This window comes from Pseudomonas baetica (assembly GCF_002813455.1).
Lineage (GTDB): Bacteria > Pseudomonadota > Gammaproteobacteria > Pseudomonadales > Pseudomonadaceae > Aquipseudomonas > Aquipseudomonas baetica.
This window is the reverse complement of the sequence record NZ_PHHE01000001.1, coordinates 5,886,334-5,905,699: the sequence shown is the minus strand read 5'-3', so window position 1 is coordinate 5,905,699 and position 19,366 is coordinate 5,886,334. Positions and strand designations below refer to the sequence as shown.

Annotated in this window: 15 protein-coding genes; 7 read left to right on the top strand and 8 right to left on the bottom strand. The window is 59.9% G+C overall.

Annotation, left to right across the window (positions count from 1 at the left end):
• Positions 1-31: 31 nt before the first annotated feature.
• The gene (ppsA, locus tag ATI02_RS27355; RefSeq protein WP_095189438.1) at positions 32-2,407 is read right to left on the bottom strand and encodes a phosphoenolpyruvate synthase; all 2,376 of its coding nucleotides are present in this window, start codon (positions 2,405-2,407) and stop codon (positions 32-34) included.
• A 174-nt stretch (positions 2,408-2,581) separates the two neighbouring features.
• Here ppsA and ppsR point away from each other — a divergent pair, with 174 nt between their 5' ends.
• A complete protein-coding gene (ppsR, locus tag ATI02_RS27350; RefSeq protein WP_095189437.1) occupies positions 2,582-3,400 on the top strand; it encodes a posphoenolpyruvate synthetase regulatory kinase/phosphorylase PpsR in 819 nt (272 codons plus the stop codon).
• Positions 3,401-3,668: 268 nt separating this feature from the next.
• Positions 3,669-3,830: a hypothetical protein gene (locus ATI02_RS32145; protein WP_157815151.1), complete on the top strand. Its 162-nt coding sequence runs from the start codon at positions 3,669-3,671 to the stop codon at positions 3,828-3,830.
• A 102-nt stretch (positions 3,831-3,932) separates the two neighbouring features.
• On the opposite strand, the gene ATI02_RS27345 is transcribed toward ATI02_RS32145, so the two are convergent.
• A complete protein-coding gene (locus ATI02_RS27345; protein WP_100847897.1) occupies positions 3,933-5,342 on the bottom strand; it encodes an aminotransferase-like domain-containing protein in 1,410 nt (469 codons plus the stop codon).
• Positions 5,343-5,431: 89 nt separating this feature from the next.
• On the opposite strand from ATI02_RS27345, the gene ATI02_RS27340 reads away from it, so the two are divergent.
• Complete coding sequence (locus ATI02_RS27340; protein WP_100847896.1) at positions 5,432-6,370, top strand: DMT family transporter; 939 nt, start codon at positions 5,432-5,434, stop codon at positions 6,368-6,370.
• A 15-nt stretch (positions 6,371-6,385) separates the two neighbouring features.
• Positions 6,386-7,114, top strand: a complete 729-nt coding sequence (locus tag ATI02_RS27335) for an alanyl-tRNA editing protein (RefSeq protein ID WP_095189434.1) — start codon at positions 6,386-6,388, stop codon at positions 7,112-7,114.
• A 3-nt stretch (positions 7,115-7,117) separates the two neighbouring features.
• Here the strand turns inward: ATI02_RS27335 and prpD are convergent, their stop codons facing one another.
• From prpD to ATI02_RS27305, 6 genes are all read right to left on the bottom strand, one after another.
• The gene (gene prpD / locus ATI02_RS27330) at positions 7,118-8,602 is read right to left on the bottom strand and encodes a 2-methylcitrate dehydratase (RefSeq protein WP_100847895.1); all 1,485 of its coding nucleotides are present in this window, start codon (positions 8,600-8,602) and stop codon (positions 7,118-7,120) included.
• 189 nt (positions 8,603-8,791) lie between these two features.
• On the bottom strand, positions 8,792-9,982 hold the full coding sequence (prpF, locus tag ATI02_RS27325) for a 2-methylaconitate cis-trans isomerase PrpF (protein ID WP_100847894.1): 1,191 nt from the start codon (positions 9,980-9,982) through the stop codon (positions 8,792-8,794).
• A gap of 54 nt (positions 9,983-10,036) precedes the next feature.
• Positions 10,037-12,631, bottom strand: a complete 2,595-nt coding sequence (acnD, locus tag ATI02_RS27320) for a Fe/S-dependent 2-methylisocitrate dehydratase AcnD (RefSeq protein WP_100847893.1) — start codon at positions 12,629-12,631, stop codon at positions 10,037-10,039.
• 204 nt (positions 12,632-12,835) lie between these two features.
• Positions 12,836-13,963 carry a bifunctional 2-methylcitrate synthase/citrate synthase gene (gene prpC / locus ATI02_RS27315; protein ID WP_100847892.1) on the bottom strand — a complete coding sequence of 376 codons (1,128 nt, stop codon included), beginning with the start codon at positions 13,961-13,963 and terminating at the stop codon, positions 12,836-12,838.
• A gap of 145 nt (positions 13,964-14,108) precedes the next feature.
• A complete protein-coding gene (gene prpB, locus ATI02_RS27310) occupies positions 14,109-15,002 on the bottom strand; it encodes a methylisocitrate lyase (protein WP_100847891.1) in 894 nt (297 codons plus the stop codon).
• Complete coding sequence (locus ATI02_RS27305) at positions 14,999-15,721, bottom strand: GntR family transcriptional regulator (RefSeq protein WP_185037038.1); 723 nt, start codon at positions 15,719-15,721, stop codon at positions 14,999-15,001. Before ATI02_RS27305 ends, prpB begins: the two co-directional genes overlap by 4 nt.
• Positions 15,722-16,061: 340 nt before the next feature.
• Between ATI02_RS27305 and rloA the strand changes: the two genes are divergently transcribed.
• The 3 genes from rloA to ATI02_RS27290 are packed head-to-tail and all read left to right on the top strand — an operon-like array spanning position 16,062 to position 19,125.
• On the top strand, positions 16,062-16,598 hold the full coding sequence (gene rloA, locus ATI02_RS27300; protein ID WP_095189427.1) for a retropepsin-like aspartic peptidase RloA: 537 nt from the start codon (positions 16,062-16,064) through the stop codon (positions 16,596-16,598).
• 5 nt (positions 16,599-16,603) lie between these two features.
• Positions 16,604-18,139, top strand: coding sequence for an osmotic stress tolerance membrane protein RloB (rloB, locus tag ATI02_RS27295; protein WP_095189426.1), 1,536 nt, complete (start codon positions 16,604-16,606; stop codon positions 18,137-18,139).
• Positions 18,139-19,125 carry an alpha-L-glutamate ligase-like protein gene (locus ATI02_RS27290; RefSeq protein WP_095189425.1) on the top strand — a complete coding sequence of 329 codons (987 nt, stop codon included), beginning with the start codon at positions 18,139-18,141 and terminating at the stop codon, positions 19,123-19,125. Before rloB ends, ATI02_RS27290 begins: the two co-directional genes overlap by 1 nt.
• Positions 19,126-19,366 lie beyond the last annotated feature (241 nt).

Genomic DNA, 19,366 nt, shown 5'->3' with positions numbered 1-19,366 from the left:
CCACAAGGAAAGCGGGCCGTTCACATACTCTTTAAGCCGGTGTCTGGCCTTCCGCGAGGAAGAACCAGGTTTCCAGCACAGTGTCCGGGTTCAGCGACACGCTTTCGATGCCCTGCTCCATCAGCCACTTGGCCAGATCCGGGTGGTCGGACGGGCCCTGACCGCAGATACCGATGTACTTGCCAGCCTTGTTGCAGGCGGCAATCGCATTGGCCAACAGTTTTTTGACCGCCGGATTACGCTCGTCGAACAGGTGCGCGATGATGCCCGAATCACGGTCCAGACCCAAGGTCAGTTGAGTCAGGTCGTTGGAACCGATCGAGAAACCGTCAAAGAACTCAAGGAATTCTTCCGCGAGAATCGCGTTCGATGGCAGTTCGCACATCATGATGACGCGCAAACCGTTCTCGCCGCGCTTCAAGCCATTCTCGGCCAGCAAATCGACCACCTGGCTGGCTTCGCCGAGGGTGCGCACGAACGGCACCATGATTTCGACGTTGGTCAGGCCCATCTCGTTGCGCACGCGTTTCAGCGCGCGGCATTCGAGTTCGAAACAGTCACGGAACGATTCACTGATGTAACGCGAAGCGCCACGGAAGCCCAGCATCGGGTTTTCTTCTTCCGGCTCGTACAGCTTGCCGCCGATCAGGTTGGCGTATTCGTTGGACTTGAAGTCCGACAGACGCACGATGACCTTCTTCGGTGCAAACGCGGCAGCGAGGGTGCTGATGCCTTCAACCAGTTTTTCGACGTAGAAGCCGACCGGATCGTCGTAACCGGCGATGCGCTTGTCGACGCTTTCCTTGATTTCCTGCGGCAGACCGTCGTAATTCAGCAGTGCTTTCGGATGCACGCCGATCATACGGTTGATGATGAACTCCAGACGGGCCAGGCCCACACCGGCGTTCGGCAGTTGCGCAAAGTCGAAAGCGCGGTCCGGGTTGCCGACGTTCATCATGATCTTGAACGGCAGCTCCGGCATGGCGTCGACGGAGTTCTTCTTGATGTCGAAGCCCAGCTCGCCTTCGAAGATGTAACCCGTGTCGCCTTCGGCGCAGGACACGGTCACGCCTTGGCCGTCCTTGAGCAGTTGGGTGGCGTTGCCGCAACCGACAACGGCAGGAATGCCCAATTCACGGGCGATGATCGCCGCGTGGCAGGTGCGGCCACCACGGTTGGTGACGATGGCGCTGGCGCGTTTCATCACCGGTTCCCAGTCCGGGTCGGTCATGTCGGAGACCAGCACGTCGCCCGGCTGGACTTTGTCCATCTCGGACACGTCCTTGATGATGCGTACCTTGCCAGCGCCGATGCGCTGGCCGATGGCGCGACCTTCAACCAGCACGGTGCCGGTTTCTTTTAGCAGGTAACGCTCCATGACGTTGGCCTGAGTGCGGCTTTTCACGGTTTCCGGACGAGCCTGCACGATGTACAGCTTGCCGTCATCACCGTCCTTGGCCCACTCGATGTCCATCGGGCAGCCGTAGTGCTTTTCGATAATCATCGCTTGCTTGGCGAGTTCGCTGACTTCAGCGTCGCTGAGGCAGAAACGTGCGCGGTCAGCCTTGTCGACGTCGATGGTCTTGACCGAACGACCGGCCTTGGCCTCGTCGCCGTAGATCATCTTGATCGCTTTGCTGCCCAGGTTGCGACGCAGGATCGCCGGACGACCGGCTTCCAGCGTGCCCTTGTGCACGTAGAACTCATCCGGGTTGACCGCGCCTTGAACGACGGTTTCGCCCAAACCGTAAGCGCCGGTGATGAACACCACGTCACGGAAACCGGATTCGGTATCGAGGGTGAACATCACACCGGCAGTGCCGGTTTCCGAACGCACCATGCGCTGCACGCCAGCCGACAGGGCGACCAGTTTGTGGTCGAAGCCCTGGTGCACACGGTAGGAAATCGCACGGTCGTTGAACAAGGAGGCGAACACCTCTTTGGCGGCGCGGATAACGTTTTCCACACCACGGATGTTCAGGAAGGTTTCCTGCTGACCGGCAAAAGACGCGTCCGGCAAGTCCTCGGCGGTGGCGGAAGAACGCACGGCCACGGCCACGTCAGGGTTACCGGCCGACAGCGCGGCGAACGCGGTGCGGATCTCGGCATTCAGTTTTTCGGGGAATTCGGCTTCCATGATCCATTGGCGGATCTGAGCGCCGGTCTTGGCCAGAGCATTGACGTCATCGACGTCCAGAGCATCGAGGGCCTGGTGGATCTGATCGTTCAAACCGCTCAGTTCGAGGAAGTCGCGATAGGCCTGCGCGGTGGTGGCAAAGCCGCCAGGGACCGACACACCGGCACCTGCCAGGTTGCTGATCATCTCGCCCAGGGATGCGTTCTTGCCCCCCACATGCTCAACATCGTGTTTGCCGAGCTTATCGAGGGAAACTACGTACTCTACCAAGGTGATCTCTCCACTAACTGTGTTGGAAAAGCTCAGAAACCGGCAGCTCGGGGGAGCGTTGGCCGGTTGTATGGCCTGGACCTGGAAAATAAGTGAGAATGCGGGCCAATGGCGGCCGGCAAATCGCGCCTATCATATCCAAGAATCGTCACTAGCTTAAGGCCCAAGGTGCAAATGAAACGATCTGCTTTCTTTATCTCCGATGGCACCGGCATCACCGCCGAAACCCTGGGTCAAAGCCTCTTGGCGCAGTTCGAAAACATTACCTTCAGCAAATTCACGCGACCGTACATCGACAGCGTGGATAAAGCGCGGGCCATGGTACAACAAATCAACAAAGCCGCCGAAACAGACGGCTTTCGGCCGATTATCTTCGACACCATCGTCAATCAGGACATCCGTGAGATTCTCGCAACGTCCAATGGTTTCATGATCGACATTTTCTCGACCTTCCTGGCGCCTCTCGAACAGGAACTAACCGAGCATTCTTCCTACACCGTTGGCAAATCCCATTCGATCGGCCATAACTCCAATTACATGGAGCGTATCGAGGCGGTGAACTTCGCCCTCGACAACGACGACGGCGCGCGCACCCACTATTACGACAAGGCCGATCTGATACTAGTGGGCGTGTCGCGATGCGGTAAGACGCCGACGTGCCTGTACATGGCCATGCAATTCGGCATCCGCGCGGCCAACTACCCGCTGACCGAAGACGACATGGAGCGCCTGACCCTGCCAGCGGCCCTGCGCGCGCACCAGCACAAGCTGTTCGGCCTGACCATCGACCCGGACCGCCTCACCGCGATCCGCAACGAGCGCAAACCCAACAGCCGCTACTCGAGCTACGCCCAGTGCGAATTCGAAGTACGCGAAGTGGAAAACCTGTTCCGCCGCGAGAACATCCCGAACATCAACTCCACGCATTTTTCGGTGGAAGAGATTTCGGCGAAGATTCTCGTGGAGAAAGGCGTGGAGCGGCGGTTCAAATAGATTGGCGGTGTCTGGTCTGACGCCTTCGCTGGCAAGCCAGCTCCCACAGGATTTTGTGGTGAATGCAAGTTTTGCAAACACCAGAAAAACCTGTGGGAGCGGGCTTGCCCGCGAAGAACGATTACACGGTTTCAGTCAATGCCGTCCCACAGGGATTTGTGGTGAATGCGAGTTTTGCAAACACCAGAGAAACCTGTGGGAGCGGGCTTGCCCGCGAAGAACGATTACGCGGTTTCAGTCAATGCCCTCCCACAGGGATTTGTGGTGAATGCAAGTTTTGCAAACACCAGAAAAACCTGTGGGAGCGGGCTTGCCCGCGAAGAACGATTACACGGTTTCAGTCAATGCCGTCCCACAGGGATTTGTGGTGAATGCGAGTTTTGCAAACACCAGAGAAACCTGTGGGAGCGGGCTTGCTCGCGATGAATGATTACGCGGTTTCAGTCAGTGTCCTCCCCAGGGATTTGTTGTGAATGCAAGTTTTGCAAACACCAGAGAAACCTGTGGGAGCGGGCTTGCTCGCGAAGAACGATTACGCGGTCTCTGTTAATGCCCGGGCCAAAGCCTCAAACCCACCCAGCAACAACCCATCATCCCCCACCGAATTACACACACTCACCCGAATACACTGCGGCACCGCCGCATGCCCCACCGCAAACGCCTCAGCGGTCGCCACCAGATAGTTGTTCTCTTTCAATTCCGCGGCAATTTGCGAGGCGCGCCACAACTCAGGCACTTGCAGCCAGAAATGCGGGCTGTGGGTATGTGTCTTGTAGCTCAATCCCTCCAGCGCTCCCGCCACCAATGCCTTGCGCCGGCCGATCTCGCCGATCTGCTCATCCAGCAAGCGCTCGGCCATGCCGTTTTCGATCCACAGACTCGCCACCTCCATGGTCAATGGATTGGCCATCCAGCAGGTACCGCGAATGGCTGAACTGATACGCCCGATCAACGCTTGCGGCGCATGCAGATATCCAACCCGCAAACCCGCTGAAACCGCCTTGCTCAAGCTGCCGATCAACACCGATCGTTGCGGGGCGAAATAACTCAGTGGCAACGGCCGCTGGCGATCCAGGACCGCGTGGGCGTCGTCTTCGAGGATCAGCAGATTGTGCTGGCGACATACCTCGGCAATCGCCTCACGCCGAGGGACCGACATGACCGCAGCCGTCGGATTCTGGATCGTTGGCGTGCAATACAACGCCGAGACGCGGTGCTGACGGCAAACTTCCTCCAGCGCAGACGGCAACAATCCTTCGTCATCCATCCCTACACCGATCAGTTTGATCCCGAGCTGACGTGCGACGCTGATCAATCCGGGGTAGGACAAATGCTCGGTGACCACCGTGTCACCGGCCTTGAGCAAACCCATCAATGCGCAAAGCAGGCCATGCTGGCCACCGTTGACGCACAGCACCTGATCGGTGTGCGGGACAAAGTCACCGTGGCGCAGCCATTCGGCACCCGCCGCTCGATGCCGTGGCAGCCCTCCTTCGGCGGTGTATCCCGTCAACTGCTGCAAGCGGCGCGGATCACCGGCCAGCGCCTGTAGGGTCTGGCTCATCAAAGCCGTTTCCTGCCCGGGAATCGGCTGATTCCGACTCATGTCGAGGCAGGCTGGCGGCTCATCGCTGACATTGCGAAAGCCCTTGTCCTGCGGGCGCTCCATCCCGCGCTGACGCACGTAAGTGCCGTCTCCTACACGGGCCACGACCAATCCCACACGCTCCAGTTCGCCGTAGGCACGACTGATGGTACCGATGGTCACGCCGAGGCTATCGGCCAACAACCTGTGGGGCGGCAACTTGCAACCCGCCTCGATAACACCGGCAGCGATGGCCTTCTCGACCGCGTCGGCGAGGCGCTTGTACTTCACGCCAACGCCATGGGCGAGGCCATCACGGAGGATTGACACCATGGCAATACTTACTTTGACAGTCATTCTGGCCCCGAATAGCGTACTCAAAACAGGTGCAATCAGGGATAGACCTTTTCCCATACCAGGTCAATGTCACCGCAGGAGCTCAAAGCATGTCCACCGCCACCATCGGCACGCCGTCGAACATTGCCCGCCCGTGGCTGACCGGGCTGATCACCAGCCTCCTGTTTCTGATCGTCTGCCTGAGCTGGGGCACGACCTGGCTGGGGATCAAGATTGCCGTGGAAAGCGTGCCGCCCCTGACCGCCGCCGGGCTGCGCTTTCTGATTGCCTTTCCGCTGTTCCTCGGCTTCGCCGTATTGCGCAAGGAGCCGCTGCTGTTCCCCCGGCAGAGTCGCTGGTTCTTTGTGTTCGTCACGCTGTCGTATTTCAGCCTGCCCTACTACCTGCTCAACTATGGCGAGATGCATGTGTCGTCAGGCCTGACAGCCTTGCTGTTCAGCTGCATGCCGGTGTTCATCCTGATTTTCTCTGCGCTGTTTCTGCGCGAGAAAATCCACCCGGCGCAGATGCTCGGCATCGCTATTGGTTTCGGCAGTCTGTTCATGATTATCCGCAGCCAGGGTTTGCATCTGGATCAGGCGGAATGGCTCGGTGTGGTTGCGATTCTCAGCGCGGCGATCATGCATGCGCTGTGTTACGTGGTGACCAAAAAGCACGGCAGCGCGATCAGCGTGATCACCTATAACACCCTGCCCATTGGTATCGCCGGTTTGATGCTGCTGGTCGCTGGCCTGTCGCTAGAAAACCCGACGTTCGCCACCATCACTCCACGCTCGTGGGGCGCCCTGCTCTACCTCGGACTGGTGGCGTCGGTCGGCGGCTTCATCGTCTATTTCGTGTTGCTCAAACGCTTGAGTCCGGTCCTGCTGTCGTTCGTTTTCATCATCTTTCCGGTGTTCGCCGTGATCATCGGCGCCGGGTACGAAGGCACGAAAATCTCTCGGGAGCTGATGCTCTATTCGGCCATCCTGCTGGGCGGTTTTGCGATCACCAAATTGCAAGCCAAACGTCGAAAAACCATGCATTGAACATCGGAGGTTCAAATGTCGGTACACACCATGGAAACCCTCAGCCTGTTTAACAACGCCCCCTACCAGCGTGAGTTCAGCGCGCGGGTGATCGCGGTGGTTGATCAGGCCGTCGTCCTCGAACACACGCTGTTCTATCCCACCGGTGGCGGGCAGCCGGGGGACACCGGACACTTCAGCCTGCCGGATGGCACACGGATCGAAGTGACGGAAACGCTGCGCGACCCGTTGCTGCCATCGATCATCTGGCACAACGTGGCGCAATGCCCGCCTCAACTGTGCGTCGGCACCCTGCTCAATGCCAGCCTCGACTGGGCGCGTCGTTATCAACACATGAAGATGCACACCTGCCTGCACCTGCTGGGCTCGATCATCAATGCACCGGTGACGGGATGCAGCATCAGCGCCGACAAGGGACGTCTGGACTTCGACCTGCCGGAAATGACCCTCGACAAGGACAGCCTCACCCGCGACCTCAACGCGCTGATCGAGCAGGCCATTCCAGTCACCACTCTGTCGATGCCCGCCTCGGAATACCCCGCACTGCTGGAAAAAACCGCCAGCCAAACGGTTAAACCCCCAGCGATTCAGGGTGAGCTGCGGCTGGTTGAAGTCATCGGCATCGATATCCAGCCCTGTGGCGGCACCCACGTGCAGAACACCCGGGAAATCGGCCGGGTGTTTTGCGAAAAAATCGAGAAAAAGAGCAGGACCAACCGAAGGGTGATCCTGCGGTTTGCATGAGCCTTAGATCACGAATAGATCGACAAAGCGGTTCACCGGAGTCGCCTCAAGCTGCGCCTGATCTTTGCACAGCGCGAAGATCTCGCCGCTGCGTTGCCCAGTGAAACGGGTTGCCAGGTTCGCCTTGAACTTGTCTTCGAGCAGCGCAATGCCCTCGGCACGACGGCGACGATGGCCGATCGGGTATTCCACCACCACGTTGTCGGTACTTGAGCCGTCCTTGAAAAACACCTGCACGGCGTTGGCAATCGAGCGTTTGTCGGCTTCCAGGTATTCGCGGGTGAAGCGCGGCTCTTCGACGATGACCATTTTTTCGCGCAGCACATCGATGATCGGATGGGCCTTGTGGAAGTCATCTTCGTATTGCTCGGCCACCAGATCGCCAAACGCCAGCGGCACGGCGGTCATGTACTGGATGCAGTGATCGCGGTCGGCGGCGTTGGCCAGCGGCCCGACCTTGGAAATGATGCGGATCGCCGATTGGTGGGTGGTGATGACGATCCGGTCGATTTCATGCAGGCGATTGCGCACTTGTGGATGCAGGGTGACGGCGGCCTCGCAGGCCGTTTGCGCGTGAAATTCGGCGGGGAAGCTGATCTTGAACAGCACGTTCTCCATTACGTAACTGCCGAAAGGGCGCGAGAAGCTGAAGCTGCGTTTGTCCTCCGGCTTCAACGCCAGATCGTTGTTGGTGTGGCTGAACAGCACGTCGTAGAAGCCCCACTGTTTAGCGCTCAAAACACCGGGAATGCCCATCTCGCCGCGAAGGGCGATGTCGGCCAGACGCACGCCACGGCTTGACGCATCCCCCGCCGCCCAGGATTTTCGCGAACCGGCATTCGGCGCATGGCGATAGGTGCGCAACGCCTGCCCATCAGCAAACGCATGGGACAACGCCGACAGCAGTTGCTCGCGGTTGGCGCCCATCAGTTTGGCGGTCACAGCGGTCGAGGCGACTTTCACCAGAATGACGTGGTCGAGTCCTACGCGGTTGAAGGAGTTTTCCAGGGCGATGATGCCTTGAATCTCGTGGGCCATGATCATCGCTTCGAGCACATCGCGAATCGTCATCGGTGCTTCGCCATTGGCCAGACGTTTTTGCGAAAGGTGATCAGCCACCGCAAGAATGCCGCCGAGGTTGTCCGACGGATGCCCCCATTCAGCGGCGAGCCAGGTGTCGTTGTAGTCGAGCCAACGGACGATGCAGCCGATGTCCCACGCGGCTTTCACCGGGTCGAGGCGATAACTGGTACCCGGAACCCGCGCGCCAAACGGCACGACAGTGCCTTCGACGAGGGGGCCGAGGTGTTTGGTGCATTCGGGGAAACGCAGGGCCAGCAAGCCACAGCCGAGCGTGTCCATCAGGCAATTGCGGGCGGTGTCGAGGGCTTCGGTGGATTCGATTTTGTAGGTGAGGACGTAATCGGCGATGTCCTGCAGGACACGGTCGTAGTCGGGGCGGTTGTTCAGGTCGACGTTGGCGCTCATGTTCGATTCACTCTTGAAGTGGTTCGTTGATGGGACCTCGGTTCAGGGCTAACGATTTCTTATGGCTGAAATGCAGATAACTGTAGGAGTGAGCCTGCTCGCGATGGCGGCGTGTCAGGCAACATTGATGCTGAATGTCAGTGCGCTATCGCGAGCAGGCTCACTCCTACAGTTTTGTTCGGTGCCGGGTCAGAAAGAATCACCGGGGATCCGGACGTAACCTTCCATCAACACCCGCGCACTGCGGCTCATGATGGCTTTCTTAACGACCCACTCACCGTTTTCAAGGTTGGCCTCGGCGCCGACGCGCAAGGTCCCGGACGGATGACCGAAGCGCACGGCGTTGCGTTCAACACCGCCCGCGGCAAGGTTGACCAAGGTACCGGAAATGGCTGCTGCGGTACCGATCGCCACCGCCGCCGTGCCCATCATCGCGTGGTGCAACTTGCCCATCGACAACGCGCGCACCAGCAAATCAACATCGCCAGCCGCCACGGCTTTGCCGCTGGACGCCAGGTAATCCACAGGCTTGGCCACGAACGCCACTTTGGGTGTGTGTTGGCGCTTGGCCGCGTCATCCAGATTGGAGATCAGGCCCATGCGCAGCGCACCGTAAGCACGGATGGTTTCGAACATCTGCAACGCTTTCGGGTCGCTGTTGATCGCGCCTTGCAGTTCGGTGCCGGTGTAGCCGATGTCTTCAGCGTTGACGAAGATCGTCGGGATCCCGGCATTGATCATGGTTGCCTTGAACGTGCCGACACCCGGCACTTCCAGCTCATCGACCAGGTTGCCAGTGGGAAACATCGAACCGCCGCCGCCCTCTTCTTCCGCCGCCGGGTTCATGAATTCGACTTGCACTTCGGCGGCGGGAAAGGTCACGCCGTCGAGTTCGAAATCACCGGTTTCCTGCACTTCGCCGTTGGTGATCGGCACGTGAGCGATGATGGTTTTGCCGATGTTGGCCTGCCACACGCGCACCACGGCAACACCGTTGTGCGGAATGCGGCTGGCGTCGACCAGACCGTTGCTGATGGCGAACGAACCGACCGCTGCCGAGAGGTTGCCGCAGTTGCCGCTCCAGTCGACGAACGGTTTGTCGATGGAGACCTGACCAAACAGGTAATCGACGTCGTGATCGGCCTTGATGCTTTTCGACAGGATCACGGTTTTGCTGGTGCTGGACGTAGCGCCGCCCATGCCGTCGATCTGCTTGTCGTACGGGTCGGGGCTGCCGATCACGCGCAGCAGCAAGGCATCACGGGCCGGGCCGGGAGTCTGCGCGACTTCGGGTAGATCCTTGAGGCTGAAGAACACGCCTTTGCTGGTGCCGCCGCGCATGTAGGTGGCGGGGATCTTTATTTGAGGTGCGTGGGCCATGGTGCTCCTTAACGAAGGCGCGAGACTTAAAATCCCACGCCCACATCCGATGATTTAAACGGCAACCGCCGACTCTTCGAGGAAATCCTGGGCGAAGCGCTGCAACACGCCGCCGGCCTCGTAGATCGACACTTCTTCAGCGGTATCGAGACGGCAAGTCACCGGCACCTCGACACGCTCGCCATTCTTGCGGTGGATCACCAGCGTCAGATCGGCGCGCGGCTTGCGATCGCCGATCACGTCGTAAGTTTCGCTGCCGTCGATGGCCAGAGTGTGACGGTCGGTGCCGAGTTTGAACTCCAGCGGCAACACACCCATGCCCACCAGATTGGTGCGGTGAATGCGCTCGAAACCTTCAGCGGCAATTGCTTCAACACCGGCCAGCCGCACGCCTTTGGCCGCCCAGTCGCGGGACGAACCCTGACCGTAATCGGCGCCGGCAATGATGATCAGCGGCTGTTTGCGCTCCATGTAGGTTTCGATGGCTTCCCACATGCGCATCACTTTGCCTTCCGGCTCGACACGGGCCAGCGAACCCTGTTTGACCTTGCCGTTTTCCACCACCATTTCGTTGAACAGTTTCGGGTTGGCAAACGTCGCGCGCTGCGCAGTCAAGTGGTCGCCACGGTGCGTTGCGTAAGAGTTGAAATCCTCTTCCGGCAGGCCCATTTTCGCCAGGTACTCACCGGCGGCGCTGTCGAGCATGATCGCGTTCGAGGGCGACAGGTGATCGGTGGTGATGTTGTCCGGCAGCACCGCCAGCGGGCGCATGCCCTTGAGCGGCCGCGCGCCAGCCAGCGCGCCTTCCCAGTACGGCGGACGGCGGATGTAAGTGCTCATCTCGCGCCAGTCGTACAGCGGCGTGATTTTCGGGCCGGTGTCTTCGTGGACAGCGAACATCGGGATGTAGACCTGACGGAACTGCTCAGGCTTGACCGAAGACTTCACCACCGCGTCGATTTCCTCGTCGCTCGGCCAGATGTCTTTGAGGCGGATTTCCTTGCCATCGACCACGCCCAACACGTCTTTTTCGATGTCGAAACGGATGGTGCCGGCGATCGCGTAAGCAACCACCAGCGGCGGCGAAGCGAGGAACGCTTGCTTGGCGTACGGATGAATCCGGCCGTCGAAGTTGCGATTGCCGGAGAGCACGGCGGTGGCGTAGAGGTCGCGGTCGATGATTTCCTGCTGGATCACCGGGTCCAGCGCGCCGGACATGCCATTGCAGGTGGTGCAAGCGAACGCGACGACGCCGAAACCGAGCTGTTCCAGTTCGGTGGTCAACCCGGCTTCGTCGAGGTACAGCGCCACGGTCTTCGAGCCCGGTGCCAGCGACGATTTCACCCACGGTTTGCGGGTCAGGCCAAGTTTGTTGGCATTGCGCGCAATCAGGCCGGCGGCAATCACGTTGCGCGGGTTGCTGGTGTTGGTGCAACTGGTGATGGCGGCGATGATGACTGCGCCGTCGGGCATCTGGCCCGGCACATCTTCCCACTGACCAGAGATGCCTTTGGCGGCCAGATCGCTGGTGGCGACGCGAGCGTGCGGGTTGCTCGGGCCGGCCATGTTGCGCACGACCGATGACAGATCGAAGGTCAAACCACGCTCATATTGCGCGCCTTTGAGGCTGTCAGCCCACAGGCCGGTGGTTTTGGCATAGTGCTCGACCAGTTGCACCTGCTGGTCTTCGCGCCCCGTCAGTTTCAAGTAATCGATGGTCTGCTGATCGATGTAGAACATCGCGGCAGTGGCGCCGTATTCCGGGGCCATGTTGGAGATGGTCGCGCGGTCGCCGAGGGTCAGCGCGCAGGCGCCTTCGCCGAAGAACTCCAGCCACGCGCCGACGACTTTCTGCTTACGCAGGTATTCGGTCAGCGCCAGCACCATGTCGGTGGCGGTGATGCCAGGTTGCAGCTTGCCCGTCAGTTCGACGCCGACGCTTTCCGGCAGGCGCATCCACGAGGCGCGGCCAAGCATCACGCTTTCGGCTTCAAGCCCACCGACGCCGATGGCGATCACGCCCAGCGCATCGACGTGCGGGGTGTGGCTGTCGGTGCCGACGCAGGTGTCGGGGAACGCTACGCCGTCACGCACCTGGATCACCGGCGACATTTTCTCCAGGTTGATCTGGTGCATGATGCCGTTGCCCGGCGGGATCACGTCGACGTTCTTGAAGGCCTTTTTGGTCCAGTTGATGAAGTGGAAACGGTCTTCGTTACGGCGATCTTCAATGGCGCGGTTTTTCTCGAACGCCTGCGCATCAAACCCGCCCGCCTCTACCGCCAGCGAGTGGTCGACGATCAGTTGCGTCGGCACCACCGGGTTGACTTGCGCCGGGTCGCCACCCTGCAACGCAATCGCGTCACGCAGGCCGGCGAGATCGACCAGTGCGGTCTGACCAAGAATGTCGTGGCACACCACACGCGCCGGGAACCACGGGAAGTCGAGATCGCGTTTGCGTTCGATCAGTTGTTTCAGGGAATCGGTGAGCGTGGCCGGATCGCAGCGACGCACGAGGTTTTCCGCCAGCACGCGGGAGGTGTACGGCAGGGTGTCGTAGCTGCCGGGCAGGATCGCATCGACTGCCGCGCGGGTGTCGTAGTAATCCAGCGGGCTGCCGGGCAGGTTTTTGCGGAATTCTGTGTTCATCGGGTCAGGACTCGGGTCACGGTGATTGCAAAGGGTGAGCACTGCACCGGCACTGAAGTGGACTCGGTCAATGGTGGGAGGGGGCTTGCTCCCGAATGCGGTGTGTCATTGAAGCCTCATTGACTGATACACCGCATTCGGGAGCAAGCCCCCTCCCACATTGGTTCCCGGTTTATCCAGTTACCGATGCGGAGGGCTCACCATTCAGCGACGTTCGATTGGCACGAACTTGCGCTGTTCGACGCCGGTGTACTCGGCGCTTGGGCGGATGATGCGATTGTTGGCGCGTTGCTCGAACACATGCGCGGCCCAGCCGGTCAGGCGCGAGCAGACGAAGATCGGCGTGAACAGCTTGGTCGGGATGCCCATGAAGTGGTACGCCGAGGCATGGTAGAAGTCGGCGTTCGGGAACAGTTTTTTCTGCTCCCACATGGTCTTGTCGATGGCTTCGGAAACCGCGAACAGCACCTCGTCACCGACTTCGTCCGCGAGTTTTTTCGACCAGCCCTTGATCACCTCGTTGCGCGGATCGCTGTCCTTATAGATCGCATGGCCGAAGCCCATGATCTTGTCTTTGCGCTCAAGCATGCCGAGGGTGCCTTTGATCGCCTCTTGCGGCGACGTGAAGCGCTCGATCATTTCCATCGCGGCTTCGTTGGCGCCGCCGTGCAGCGGGCCACGTAGCGAACCGATGGCCGCCGTGACGCAGGAATACAGATCGGACAGGGTCGAAGCGCAAACACGGGCGGTGAAGGTCGAGGCGTTGAATTCGTGCTCGGCGTAGAGGATCAACGAGACGTTCATCACTTTGACGTGCAGCTCGCTCGGTTTCTTGTCGTGCAGCAAGTGCAGGAAGTGGCCGCCGATGGTCGGTTCGTCGCTGACGCAGTTGATGCGTTTGCCGTCGTGGCTGAAGCGATACCAGTAGCACATGATCGCCGGGAACGCGGCCAGCAGACGGTCGGTCTTGTCGCGTTGTTCGGAGAAGTCTTTCTCCGGTTCGATGTTGCCGAGGAACGAGCAACCGGTGCGCATCACGTCCATCGGGTGGGCGTCGGCGGGGATGCGTTCCAGCACTTCTTTCAGCGCTTGCGGCAGGTCGCGCAGCTTGCTCAGCTTGTTCTGGTAGGCGTCGAGTTGCGCCTGGGTCGGCAGTTCGCCGTACAGCAGCAGGTACGCCACTTCTTCGAATTGTGCGTCTGCGGCCAGTTCGCGCACGTCGTAGCCGCGATAAGTCAGCCCGGCACCGGCCTGGCCTACGGTGGACAGTGCGGTTTGCCCGGCAACCTGGCCCCGGAGCCCGGCGCCACTGAGTACTTTTGCTTCGGCCATTGCTGTCTCCAATTTTTGAATTTGTTAGGGGAAACTTGTGGGAGCGAGCCTGCTCGCGAAGGTTGTCGCAACACCTCGGTCCATCAAGGACACCGCGTTATCGTTGGCGTCCTTCGCGAGCAGGCTCGCTCCCACAGGGTTTGAATCAGCCTTTCTTTTGTGCAAACAACGCGTCGAGCTTCTGCTCGAAGGTGTGGTAATCGATACGATCGTAGAGCTCCATGCGAGTCTGCATGGTGTCGATGACATTCTGCTGCGTGCCGTCGCGGCGGATCGCGGTGTAGACGTTTTCCGCCGCTTTGTTCATCGCGCGGAACGCCGACAGCGGATACAGCACCAGCGACACGTCGGCGCCGGCCAGTTGCTCGGTGGTGTACAGCGGCGTCGCGCCGAACTCGGTGATGTTGGCCAGAATCGGCGCCTTCACACGGTTGGCGAACAGCTTATACATCTCCAGTTCAGTGATGGCTTCCGGGAAGATCATGTCGGCACCGGCCTCAATGCACGCCGCAGCGCGATCCAGTGCCGATTCCAGGCCTTCAACGGCCAGCGCATCGGTGCGCGCCATGATCACGAAGCTGTCATCGGTGCGAGCATCGACGGCGGCTTTGATGCGGTCGACCATTTCCTGCTGACTGACGATCTCTTTGTTCGGACGGTGGCCACAGCGCTTGGCGCCGACCTGATCCTCGATGTGAATCGCCGCCGCGCCGAACTTGATCATCGACTTGACGGTGCGCGCCACGTTGAACGCCGACGAACCGAAACCGGTATCGACGTCCACCAGCAGCGGCAGATCGCAAACGTCGGTGATGCGGCGCACGTCGGTCAGCACATCATCCAGACCGGTAATACCCAGGTCAGGAACGCCGAGCGAGCCTGCGGCCACCCCGCCACCGGACAGGTAGATCGCCTTGAATCCGGCACGTTTGGCCAACAGCGCGTGGTTGGCGTTGATCGCACCGACCACTTGCAAGGGGTGCTCGCTGGCGACCGCATCGCGGAAACGCTGGCCTGGAGTGTTCGGGTTGGAACTCATGACTCACCTCGTTCAGTGGCTGTCTTATTGTGGGCGCCGTCCTGATAATGACGGGCGATATTGCGTTTCGAGGCGCCGATGTGGCGGCGCATCAACAATTCCGCGAGCTCGCCGTCACGGTCGGCGATGGCATCGAGAATCCGGTGGTGTTCGGCGAACGCCTGGCGTGGGCGGTTCGGCGTGGTGGAAAACTGGATGCGGTACATACGCACCAGTTGATAAAGCTCGCCGCAGAGCATCTGGGTCAGCGTGCGGTTGCCGCTGCCCTGAATGATCCGGTAATGGAAATCGAAATCGCCTTCCTGCTGGTAGTAGCCGACGCCCGCTTGAAACGCCGCGTCGCGCTCATGGGTTTCCAGCACCCGGCGCAGCTCGTCGATTTCTTCGACGCTCATGCGCTCGGCCGCCAGACGGCAAGCCATGCCTTCGAGGGATTCGCGGATTTCGTAGAGTTCGATCAGTTCGGCGTGGCTCAGCGACACCACTCGCGCGCCGACGTGCGGTACACGTACCAGCAGGCGCTGGCCTTCCAGACGATGAATGGCTTCACGCAGCGGCCCGCGGCTGATGCCATAGGTGCGCGCCAGTTCCGGCTCGGAGATTTTGCTGCCCGGGGCGATCTCACCTTTGACGATGGCCGCCTGAATACGCCGGAAGACGTTTTCCGAGAGCGTCTCGGAATCGTCGCCGCTGATGACCGGGGGATCGAGTTGATCCAGCATGATTGTCGACACCTTTAAATCCAGTGCGGCAAAAACTAGCCAATTAGCCCGCACCAGTCAAAGGATAAATAGATATTGTCGACAATCGTCTAATAACCGTAGGCAATCTCCCATTGGTCGATTAATCCCTGTGGGAGCAGGCTCGCTCCCACAAGGTTCCCAAAGGGTTATAGACCGGCGCAGGCGCTGGCGCCATAAAACCACCGTGCTAGAATGCCGCCCGCATTTGCTGGCCATTTGTACGGCTTGTCATAAAAAGCTGATAGGCACACGAAGGGTCTTGCGCAACTTTTGCCAACGACCTGAACCGAAAACGGAACGCTGCGCACCAGGATTTATGAGACTCAAGCCTTTCCCCACATTTTTTGCTCTGTTCTGCCTGCCCGGCCTCGCTGCGGCGGGGGAAAAAACCGTGTACGGCCTCAACGAATACGCGTCCCTTGATGGCATCAATCTGGAAGTCGCGGCCAAGCTCGACACCGGGGCGAAAACCGCGTCGCTGAGCGCCCGCGACATCAAACGTTTCAAACGCGACGGCGAATCCTGGGTGCGCTTCTATCTGGCCATCGACGCCGCGCATTCGCACCCGATCGAACGACCGCTGGCCCGGGTCAGCAAGATCAAGCGTCGCGCTGGCGACTACGATCCGGAAGAAGGCAAAAAGTACACCGCCCGCCCGGTAATCGAGCTGGATATTTGCATGGGCACGGCGCTGCGCAGCATCGAAGTGAACCTGACCGACCGAAGTGCGTTCCAATACCCGCTTTTGATCGGCTCCGAAGCGCTGAAACGCTTCGACGCGCTGGTCGATCCAAGCCTTAAATACGCTGCAGGCAAACCCGCCTGCACCATCGCCGCTCATACCGCCGAGTAATTTTCATGCGTTCTCTAACCTTCCACCTGAAAATCCTGATCACCATTCTGGTGTTACTGGGCGTTTCGGTTACGGCCTATCAGATTTTCGTGCTCGGCATCCCGGTGACCGAAGACGCCACCGACGACTTGTGGAACATCGACGCCAAAGTCGAGTTCGTCGCCAGCACCAAGGATCCGGTGAAGATCCAGATGTTCGTGCCGCCGCTGAGCCGCGATTACGTCAGCCTCAACGAGAGCTTCATTTCCAATAACTACGGCGTGGCCGTGAACCGCGTCGATGGCAACCGCAAGGTGACGTGGTCGGCGCGACGGGCCAAGGGCAACCAGACCCTTTATTACCGTCTGGTGCTGACCAAGCGCTACACCGCCGAAAAATCCAAGATCAAGGGCCCGACCTTCCGCGACAGCATCGCCATTGAAGGCCCGGAAAAGATCGCTGCCGAAGCCCTGCTCGCGCCGATCCGCCAACACTCGGCCGACGTCGAAACCTTCATTGGCGAGGCGATCAAACGGGTCAACAACGTCAACGATGACAACGTGAAGCTGCTGCTGGCCGGCGACCCGTCGACGCCGCACAAAGCCAAAATCGTCGAACTGCTGTTGTCCATCGCCCACGTGCCGGTGGAAAAAGTCCACACCATCCGCCTCGTCGCCGACCAGCCACAAACCCCTGAACTGTGGCTGCGCAGCTTCAACGGCAACGACTGGCTGTACTTCAACCCGGAAACCGGCGAACAGGGCCTGCCGACCGACCGCCTGTTGTGGTGGACCGGCGATGAAAACCTGATCACCGTCGACGGCGGCAAGAAAGCCAACGTGACCTTCAGCCTGAACAACAGCGAGATGAACGCAATTCGTCTGGCCAAGCTGACCGACGAAAACACCGACGCCAACTTCCTCGAATATTCGCTATACGGCTTGCCGCTGCAGACTCAGCAAACGTTCATGATCATGGTGATGATCCCGATCGGCGTGCTGGTGATCCTGATCCTGCGCAACCTGATCGGCCTGCAGACCCTCGGCACGTTTACCCCGGTACTGATCGCCCTCGCCTTCCGTGAAACGCAACTGGGCTTCGGCATCCTGCTGTTTACCGTGATCACGGCGCTGGGCCTGTCGTTACGTTCGTACCTGGAACACCTGAAGCTGCAAATGCTGCCGCGACTGTCGGTGGTGCTGACCTTTGTGGTGGTGTTGATCGCGGCGATCAGTCTGTTCAGCCATAAGCTCGGGCTGGAGCGCGGTCTGTCCGTGGCGCTGTTCCCGATGGTGATTCTGACCATGACCATCGAACGCCTGTCGATCACCTGGGAAGAACGCGGTGCCAGCCATGCGATGAAAGTCGCGATCGGTACGCTGTTTGCGGCGTCTCTGGCACACCTGATCATGACTGTGCCGGAACTGGTTTACTTCGTGTTCACTTTCCCGGCGATCCTGCTGATTCTGGTGGGCTTCATGCTGGCAATGGGTCGCTATCGCGGTTACCGCCTGACCGAGCTGGTGCGTTTCAAGGCGTTCCTGAACAAGGCTGATCACTGATGTTCGGTTTCTGGAAGACCTGGAAGGCTCTGGAGGCCCGGGGCATCATGGGCATCAATCGGCGTAATGCCGACTACGTGCTCAAGTACAACAAGCGCAGCCTGTACCCAATCGTCGATGACAAGATCATCACCAAGGAACGCGCCATCGCGGCTGGCATTCATGTGCCGGAACTGTATGGCGTGATCTCCACCGAGAAGGAAATCGACAAGCTCGGCGAGATCATCGGCGGGCGCAGCGACTTCGTGATCAAACCGGCCCAGGGCGCCGGCGGTGACGGCATCATCGTGATTGCCGACCGTTTCGAAGGACGCTATCGCACGGTGTCGGGCAAGATCCTTGCCCACGAGGAGCTGGAACATCACATCTCCAGCATCCTCACCGGTCTGTATTCGCTGGGCGGCCATCGCGATCGCGCGCTGATCGAATACCGCGTGACCCCGGATCAGATTTTCAAAAGCATCAGCTACGAAGGCGTGCCGGACATTCGCATCATCGTGCTGATGGGTTATCCGGTGATGGCCATGTTGCGTCTGCCAACCCGTCAATCCGGCGGCAAGGCCAACCTGCACCAGGGCGCCATCGGCGTCGGCGTCGATCTGGCGACCGGCCTGACACTGCGCGGCACCTGGCTGAACAACATCATCACCAAACACCCGGACACCACCAACGCGGTGGACGGCGTGCAACTGCCCTACTGGGACGGTTTCATGAAACTCGCCGCTGGTTGTTACGAGCTGTGCGGGTTGGGTTACATCGGCGTGGACATGGTGCTCGACCAGGAAAAGGGCCCGCTGATTCTGGAGCTGAATGCGCGGCCGGGGCTGAACATTCAGATTGCCAACGACTGCGGGCTGACGTTGCGTACCCATGCGGTGGAAGCACGACTGGAAGAGCTCAAAGCGCGTGGCGTGACCGAGTCGGTTGAAGAGCGGGTGGCGTTTACCCAGGAAATGTTTGGGCATATTCCAGCCGTCGAAGGCTGATCCCCCCGATGATCGTTCCCACGCTCTGCGTGGGAATGCATCCCGTGACGCTCCGCGTCACAGTGGACGCAGAGCGTCCATGGCGGCGATAAGGTTGATCCGAATCTGAGTCACGGCCTTCGCGAGCAAGCCCGCTCCCACTTTGGAATCCATCCTCCTGTGGGAGCGAGCCTGCTCGCGAAAGCGGCTCCCCTGCCACCACAAGGCTCAACCCTGCCGCCAATCTGCCAATCCCCGACAT

Coding starts and splice junctions, on each gene's coding strand:
- ppsR (WP_095189437.1), top strand. CDS start 2,582: ATGAAACGATCTGCTTTCTTTATCTCCGATGGCACCGGCATCACCGCC.
- ATI02_RS32145 (WP_157815151.1), top strand. CDS start 3,669: ATGCAAGTTTTGCAAACACCAGAAAAACCTGTGGGAGCGGGCTTGCCC.
- ATI02_RS27345 (WP_100847897.1), bottom strand. CDS start 5,342: ATGACTGTCAAAGTAAGTATTGCCATGGTGTCAATCCTCCGTGATGGC.
- ATI02_RS27340 (WP_100847896.1), top strand. CDS start 5,432: ATGTCCACCGCCACCATCGGCACGCCGTCGAACATTGCCCGCCCGTGG.
- ATI02_RS27335 (WP_095189434.1), top strand. CDS start 6,386: ATGTCGGTACACACCATGGAAACCCTCAGCCTGTTTAACAACGCCCCC.
- prpD (WP_100847895.1), bottom strand. CDS start 8,602: ATGAGCGCCAACGTCGACCTGAACAACCGCCCCGACTACGACCGTGTC.
- prpF (WP_100847894.1), bottom strand. CDS start 9,982: ATGGCCCACGCACCTCAAATAAAGATCCCCGCCACCTACATGCGCGGC.
- acnD (WP_100847893.1), bottom strand. CDS start 12,631: ATGAACACAGAATTCCGCAAAAACCTGCCCGGCAGCCCGCTGGATTAC.
- prpC (WP_100847892.1), bottom strand. CDS start 13,963: ATGGCCGAAGCAAAAGTACTCAGTGGCGCCGGGCTCCGGGGCCAGGTT.
- prpB (WP_100847891.1), bottom strand. CDS start 15,002: ATGAGTTCCAACCCGAACACTCCAGGCCAGCGTTTCCGCGATGCGGTC.
- rloA (WP_095189427.1), top strand. CDS start 16,062: ATGAGACTCAAGCCTTTCCCCACATTTTTTGCTCTGTTCTGCCTGCCC.
- rloB (WP_095189426.1), top strand. CDS start 16,604: ATGCGTTCTCTAACCTTCCACCTGAAAATCCTGATCACCATTCTGGTG.
- ATI02_RS27290 (WP_095189425.1), top strand. CDS start 18,139: ATGTTCGGTTTCTGGAAGACCTGGAAGGCTCTGGAGGCCCGGGGCATC.